At 58.0% G+C, this 7,289-nt stretch carries 7 protein-coding genes; 2 read left to right on the top strand and 5 right to left on the bottom strand.

Features of this window, described 5'->3' with window-relative positions; genetic code table 11:
• Positions 1-281 (bottom strand): pyridoxal-phosphate dependent enzyme (locus tag ACP7E4_RS28890; protein WP_426119471.1); only part of this gene is annotated, 281 nt, incomplete at its 3' end.
• 227 nt (positions 282-508) lie between these two features.
• On the opposite strand from ACP7E4_RS28890, the gene rpiA reads away from it, so the two are divergent.
• Entirely contained in the window at positions 509-1,180 is a 672-nt protein-coding gene (rpiA, locus tag ACP7E4_RS28885) for a ribose-5-phosphate isomerase RpiA (RefSeq protein ID WP_341521708.1), read from the top strand.
• A gap of 109 nt (positions 1,181-1,289) precedes the next feature.
• Here the strand turns inward: rpiA and ACP7E4_RS28880 are convergent, their stop codons facing one another.
• From ACP7E4_RS28880 to ACP7E4_RS28865, 4 genes are all read right to left on the bottom strand, one after another.
• Entirely contained in the window at positions 1,290-2,195 is a 906-nt protein-coding gene (locus ACP7E4_RS28880; protein WP_426119466.1) for an SdiA-regulated domain-containing protein, read from the bottom strand.
• 181 nt (positions 2,196-2,376) lie between these two features.
• The gene (locus ACP7E4_RS28875; protein WP_426119465.1) at positions 2,377-3,297 is read right to left on the bottom strand and encodes an SdiA-regulated domain-containing protein; all 921 of its coding nucleotides are present in this window, start codon (positions 3,295-3,297) and stop codon (positions 2,377-2,379) included.
• A 264-nt stretch (positions 3,298-3,561) separates the two neighbouring features.
• A complete protein-coding gene (locus tag ACP7E4_RS28870) occupies positions 3,562-4,227 on the bottom strand; it encodes a fumarylacetoacetate hydrolase family protein (protein WP_426119463.1) in 666 nt (221 codons plus the stop codon).
• A 54-nt stretch (positions 4,228-4,281) separates the two neighbouring features.
• A complete protein-coding gene (locus ACP7E4_RS28865) occupies positions 4,282-5,676 on the bottom strand; it encodes an FAD-binding oxidoreductase (protein ID WP_426119470.1) in 1,395 nt (464 codons plus the stop codon).
• A gap of 170 nt (positions 5,677-5,846) precedes the next feature.
• Between ACP7E4_RS28865 and serA the strand changes: the two genes are divergently transcribed.
• Positions 5,847-7,076, top strand: coding sequence for a phosphoglycerate dehydrogenase (gene serA / locus ACP7E4_RS28860; protein WP_426119462.1), 1,230 nt, complete (start codon positions 5,847-5,849; stop codon positions 7,074-7,076).
• The last annotated feature ends 213 nt before the right edge of the window (positions 7,077-7,289 follow it).

Below are 7,289 nucleotides of genomic sequence, written 5' to 3'. Positions count from 1 at the left end.
GCTTCGACGCCCAGTGTCTTGGCCGCCAGCGCCAGGCCCTGCGCATGATTGCCCGCCGACGCGGTGACCACGCCACGCGCCAGTTCTTCCGGGCTCAGCTGGGCCAGCTTGTTGTACGCCCCGCGAATCTTGAACGAGAACACCGGTTGCAAGTCTTCGCGCTTGAGCAGCACCTGATTGCCCAGCCGCTCGGACAGCTGGCGAGCGCCCTGCAGCGGGGTTTCCACGGCTACGTCGTAGACGCGGGAGGTGAGGATTTTCTTGACGTACTGTTCAAGCATCGGGGAAACATCACTGGCGAAAGAGGGCAAGGCCTCGAAGTCTACCGCGCACACTGATGGACGACCACACGAATGACGGGGTTTTCCCGGCGGCATGTCGCTATAATGCTGGCCCTTTTGAGCCATGCAGGAGCGAACTTGTTGGCGAGGCGGCATTCCTGATGCAGCACGTCAGGCCCCTCGCCAACAAGTTGGTTCCTGCACGGTCGCTTTGACTCGGAGCCAGCATGACCCAGGATCAACTCAAACAAGCTGTGGCCCAGGCCGCCGTGGACTTCATCCTCCCGAAACTGGACGACAAGAGCGTCGTCGGCGTCGGTACCGGTTCCACCGCCAACTGTTTCATCGACGCGCTGGCCAGACACAAGGGCGCTTTCGATGGCGCAGTTGCCAGTTCCGAAGCCACTGCGGCGCGTCTCAAGGGCCATGGCATTCCGGTCTACGAACTCAATACCGTCAGCGATCTGGAGTTTTATGTCGATGGCGCCGATGAAAGTGACGAGCACCTGCATCTGATCAAAGGCGGCGGTGCGGCGTTGACCCGCGAAAAAATCGTCGCGGCCGTGGCCAAGACCTTCATCTGCATTGCCGACGCCAGCAAGCTGGTGCCGGTGCTGGGCGCTTTCCCGCTGCCGGTGGAAGTTATTCCTATGGCCCGCAGCCATGTTGCCCGTCAACTGGTGAAACTGGGCGGCGATCCGGTCTACCGCGAAGGCGTGCTGACCGACAACGGCAACATCATTCTCGACGTATTCAACATGAACATCACCAACCCGGTCGAGCTGGAAAGCCAGATCAACGCCATCGTCGGCGTGGTCACCAACGGCCTGTTCGCTGCACGCCCGGCTGATTTGCTGCTGTTGGGTACCAGTGAAGGTGTGAAGACGCTGACTCGCTGAGCTTGATCCTGTGGGAGCGAGCTTGCTCGCGAAGAGGCGGTTACATCCGACGCATTTCTGGGTCTGAAATACTGCATTCGCGAGCAAGATCGCTCCCACAGTCTGTAGATCACTGCTTCTTGAACACATAAAACAGATTAGGCTCGCTGACCAGATACAGCGTGCCGTCGTCGCCCATGGCGATGCCTTCGGCTTGCGGCACATTCTTGCGCAAGCCCATCTGGCCTTTACTTAGCGATACGTTGCCAATCGGCCGTCCTTCGGTGTCGAGTTCGAGAATCTGTCGCGACTCATCCGACAGCGCCAGCAAATGCCCGCTGCGCTCGTCGAACTGCAAACTGGACAGGTCACGCACGAACAATCCCGCATCGCGTCGCGCATTGGAGGCCACTTCGATGACGTTGGGCGTATCAGTACTGAGATTGGGGAAACCCCGCACCTCGATGATCTGCACCGGCTTACGCTCTTTGGCGACAAACAGGCGCTGGCCTTTGGTGTCGTAAGCCAGACCTTCAAAACCGCTGTTGCCGCCGGCATCGATGCCCAGGGTCAGTTGTTCGGCGTCCGCCGCATCGAGAAACAGCGTGTCATCGTCCACATGCACCTTGATCAACCGTTGCTGGTATTCATCGCTGATGACGTAAATGCCGGGACTGATGTATTCCACCGCTTCGGCATCGCCAAAACCGGTCAGCGCGATGCGGCGCAGAATCCGGCCATCGAGGCTGAGCTCGACCATCTCCGCATTCTTGTTGGTCACGGTGAACAGGCTTTTGCGGTCCGGATCGTAGCTGAGGGCGGAAACGTCATCGTCGAGCCCGACGATGGGCTGAGCCTCGATGATCACGCGATAGTCGCCAAGCCCAACGGTCGCGAGATCTTTCGCTTGCCATAGCACATGCCAATTGAACCAGACGCGCTCCATCAACCGATACTCGCGGCCAACGAAAAACATCAGCAACGCCAGAAGGATCAGGACCGGGTAGACAATTTTTGCAGTGAAGAAGCGACGCATGCAGAGGGCTCGACGATCAGACGGGCAGCATAAATACCACGCTAAACTGAATTAAAGCTTAATAGCTTTGAGCCACCACTGATTTTGTGGGAGCGAGCTTGCTCGCGAAGGCGGCACATCCAGCGCAAGTGCCCGCCTGGAATATAGTTTTCGCGAGCAAGCTCGCTCCCACGGCTTGGTTTTATTGCTTCTTGAACGAATAAAACAGATTCGGCTCGCTGACCATGTACATCGTGCCGCTTTCATCGAATGCCACCCCCTCGGCACGAGGAATAGTCTTGTTCAGGCCGTTGAAGCCGCTCAGCAAGGTCATGAAACTGACCTGCTCGCCTTTTTCGTCCAGTTCCAGCAGCAAGTGTGAATCCGCCGAAAGGACCAAGGTGTGGCCGGTGCGTGGCTCAATGCTGAGTGACGACAAATTGCGGACGGGCAGTGAACGGCTGTCGATTTTCTGTTTGTCGCCCTCAAGCAACCCGCTGCCATCACTTTTCCAGGCAAACATCGCTGCCGGACGCTCTTCGCCGAGCAGGATTTGCTGGCGGCGCGAATCCCAGGCAATGCCTTCGAAGCCTTTGTTCTGGTCTTTGGACGGGCCAAGGTCGTATTTCATGGCCTCAGCGATATTCAGCGTCGTGGTGTCCGGCGCGACCTTGACGATGCTCAGCAGATGCTGGCGCTCGTCGGTGATCGCAATCAAGCCATTTTCCAGCACCGCGACGCCTTCAGGATTGCTCCAGCCCACCAGCGGAATCTTGCGCAGTACATCGCCTTTCAACGTCAGCTCGACCAGAAAAGCGTTCTTGCCCATGACCGAAAACAGGGTTTTGCTCGCCGGGCTGTAGGACAGATCAGAAGCCTCGTCCTTCTCCATACCCGGCAGCAGCTTGGCGTCGATATCGACCTTGTAGTCCGGCAACCAGACGCTGGCGGCACGTTCGGACGGGCTGTCCAGCGCTTCCTTGACCCACAGCAGGCCGCGATCGTCCCAATGCAGCAGGAACGCCACGCCGTAGCCAATCACCGCGACCAGCAGCAATCCCGCATACCAGCGCATGCGCGACAGGCGGCTTTTGGGTTTTAACAATCGGGAGCGGGTGGACATGGAGGACATTCCTGAGCAGATACGGCGGCTGGTTGCGCAATGCCCCCGAGCAGGGCCGAGGCGGGATTATCCAGATCAATTGTGAAAAAAACGCCAATTGAAAGGATCAGTGTGCAGCGTGTCTGGTTTTGAAATAGGTTTACACCTATTTCAGTCTCAAAACGCCTTATCGAGGCGTTGCTTTAGTGGGAGAGGACGGGACATCGGACATAAAAAAGCCGCCTGCGACAGCGTCGCAGACGGCTTTTCAGGTTCAGGCCAGAATCACCGAACGCTGCTTTCGAAACGGTTGTGCCCGGTCAGCTCGAGCACCAGATCGTCTCCAGCCTGGAACGGACCAACGCCGGCTGGCGTGCCGGTCATGATCAGGTCACCGGCTTGTAGCGAAAAGCACGCCGCCATGTGCTGAATCATCGGCACGATGGGGTTGAGCATGGAGCTGCTGTTGCCGTCCTGGCGAACTTCGCCATTGATGGTCAGACGAATACCGATATCGGTCAGGTCGTCGTAGGTTTCTGCCGGGACGAAAGGCGCGATAACTGCCGCGCCGTCGAACGATTTAGCCAGTTCCCATGGCAGGCCTTTCTCTTTGAGCTTCGACTGCAGATCGCGCAAGGTCAGGTCCAGGCCCGGAGCGAAGCCGGAAATGGCATCCAGGACTTCTTCGCGGGTCGGGCTTTTGGTCAACGGTTTGCCGATCAGTACGACGATTTCGGCTTCGTAATGCACCGAGCCGCGATCAGCCGGAATTGTGAAACCGCCTTCCAGCGGCACCACGCAACTGCCTGGCTTGATGAACAGCAACGGCTCGGTCGGCACCGGATTGTCCAGTTCCTTGGCGTGTTCGGCGTAATTACGGCCAATGCACACCACTTTGCCCATTGGAAAGTGGATGCTGGTCCCGTCGACATACTTGTGCTGATAGCTCATGGCTGCTCCTGGCTCTGATCGTTTTGGGTGTTGCCACTATCGGTAGCGGCCGCTTCAAACAGCGAAGATTTTGCCCGGGTTCATGATGCCGTTCGGGTCGAACACCGCTTTGACGGCTTTCATGTATTCAATCTCGACCGGCGAGCGGCTGTACGTCAGGTAATCGCGCTTGGTCATGCCCACGCCGTGCTCGGCGGAAATCGAGCCGTTGTACTTCTGCACGGTCTCGAACACCCATTTGTTGACCTTGGCGCACTTGACGAAGAACTCGTTCTTGTCCAGCGCCTCAGGCTTGAGGATGTTCAAGTGCAGGTTGCCATCGCCAATGTGGCCGTACCAGAGCACTTCGAAATCCGGATAGTGTTCGGCGACGATCGCGTCAATTTCGCTCAGGAACGCCGGCACTTTCGAAACGGTGACCGAAATGTCGTTCTTGTATGGTGTGAAGTGCGAGATGGTTTCGGAGATGTATTCGCGCAGCTTCCACAGGTTCTGCAGTTGCTGTTCGCTCTGGCTCATCACGCCATCCTGCACCCAGCCCTGCTCGACGCAATGCTCGAAGGTCGCCAGCGCTTCGTTGGAGACCTCTTCGGTGGTCGCTTCAAATTCCAGCAGGACATAGAACGGGCACGGAGTATCGAACGGCGATGGTACGTCGCCGCGGCTCATGACACGGGCAAAGGCCTTGTCGGAGAAGAACTCGAATGCGGTCAGATCCAGCCTGCCGTGGAAGGCGTGCAGCACGGGCATGATCGAGTCGAAGTCGGTGGTTCCCAGCACCATCGCGGTGAGGTTTTTCGGCGCACGATCAAGGCGCATGGTGGCCTCGACGACAAAACCCAGCGTCCCTTCCCCGCCGATGAACAACTGACGCAGATCGTAGCCAGTGGCGTTTTTGATCAGGTCTTTGTTCAATTCGAGGATGTCACCTTTGCCGGTAACAACTTTCAGGCCTGCAACCCAGTTGCGGGTCATGCCGTAGCGAATGACCTTGATCCCGCCGGCATTGGTGCCGATATTGCCGCCAATCTGGCTGGAACCCGAGGATGCAAAATCCACCGGATAGTACAGGCCGTTTTCTTCTGCGAGGTTCTGCAACTGCTTGGTGATGACACCCGGCTGGCAGCGCGCAGTGCGCTCGGTGAGGTTCAGTTCCAGCACCTGGTTCATGTAATCGAACGAGACCACCACTTCGCCATTGGCTGCGACTGCTGCTGCGGAAAGCCCGGTCCGGCCGCCGGATGGCACCAGCGCGACCTTGTGTTCGTTGGCCCAGAGCACGATGGCCTGCACTTGCTCGATGGTCTTGGGAAAGACGATGGCAACGGGCGCGGGCGCGTACTGCTTGGTCCAGTCCTTGCCATAGGCCTCAAGGGAGTCGGCATCGGTCAGCACTTTGCCAGGCTCAACCAGGGTCTTCAGCTCATCTATCAGCGCAGGATGGGTCATCGACGGAACTCTCGAACAATTCATGGTCATCCTGAGAACGCTTCACGTCCAGGAATGGGGTTTCGCGGGGTGCTTATGCTAGCATACGCCCCCCGCTAATCGAGCTTTCGGGCCGATAAAGCGAAGGCTTCACTTCCTGCCATTTTTCTCCGGGACACAGGTTTAAGCAGATGAGCAAGACTTCCCTCGACAAGAGCAAGATCAAGTTCCTTCTTCTCGAAGGCGTCCATCAATCCGCTGTGGACGTCCTCAAGGCAGCCGGTTACACCAGCATCGAGTACCACACCAAGTCTCTGCCGGAAGCCGAACTGAAAGAAAAGATCGCCGACGCTCACTTCATCGGCATCCGCTCCCGCACGCAACTGACTGAAGAGCTGTTCGACAACGCCAAGAAACTGGTCGCGGTCGGCTGCTTCTGCATCGGTACCAACCAGGTCGACCTGAACGCTGCCCGCGAACGCGGTATTGCCGTGTTCAACGCGCCGTACTCCAATACCCGTTCGGTCGCCGAGCTGGTATTGGCCGAAGCGATCCTGCTGTTGCGCGGCATCCCTGAGAAGAATGCATCCTGCCACCGTGGCGGCTGGATCAAGAGCGCGGCCAACTCCTTCGAAATCCGTGGCAAGAAGCTCGGTATCGTCGGCTACGGCTCGATCGGCACCCAGCTATCCGTGCTGGCCGAAGGCCTTGGCATGCAGGTTTACTTCTACGACACGCTGACCAAGCTGCCGTTGGGTAACGCCACTCAGGTGTCGAGCCTGACTGAACTGCTGGGCATGTCCGACATCGTCACCCTGCACGTTCCGGAAACCTCTGAAACCCAGTGGATGATCGGCGAGAAAGAAATCCGCGCCATGAAAAAGGGCAGCATCCTGATCAACGCGGCGCGCGGCACCGTGGTTGAACTGGACGCTTTGGCCGACGCGATCAAGGACAAGCACCTGATCGGCGCGGCAATCGACGTGTTCCCGGTTGAGCCTCGCTCCAACGACGACATTTTCGAAAGCCCGCTGCGTGGCCTGGACAACGTGATCCTGACTCCGCACATCGGCGGTTCCACGGCCGAAGCCCAGGCCAACATCGGTCTGGAAGTGGCAGAGAAGCTGGTCAAGTACAGCGACAACGGTACGTCGGTTTCCTCGGTCAACTTCCCGGAAGTTGCGCTGCCGGCTCACCCTGGCAAGCACCGCCTGCTGCACATCCACCAGAACATCCCTGGCGTGATGATGGAGATCAACAAGGTCTTCGCCGAAAACGGTATCAACATCTCCGGTCAGTTCCTGCAGACCAACGAGAAAGTCGGCTACGTGGTCATCGACGTCGATGCCGAGTATTCCGATCTGGCGCAGGAAAAGCTGCAACACATCAAAGGCACCATCCGCAGCCGCGTGTTGTTCTAAGCGTTCAGCGTCAACAAAAAAGGAGACCTTCGGGTCTCCTTTTTATTGTCTGTTGGAGCGAGCGGGCGGCGTTCCGACTTGCCCGCGAATCAAGGGACAGCTTCGTTCCTGACGACGGAATCGCAGCGAATGTACTGGCCCCTTCCCGGCTGAAGCCGGTCCCACTGGATCGCGCTGATTTTGTGGGACCGGATTTATCCGGGAAGACGGCAT

This window comes from Pseudomonas sp. DSP3-2-3 (assembly GCF_049898225.1).
Taxonomy (GTDB): domain Bacteria; phylum Pseudomonadota; class Gammaproteobacteria; order Pseudomonadales; family Pseudomonadaceae; genus Aquipseudomonas.
The sequence above is the reverse complement of the archived record's forward strand: the minus strand, read 5'-3'. Positions and strand labels throughout refer to the sequence as shown.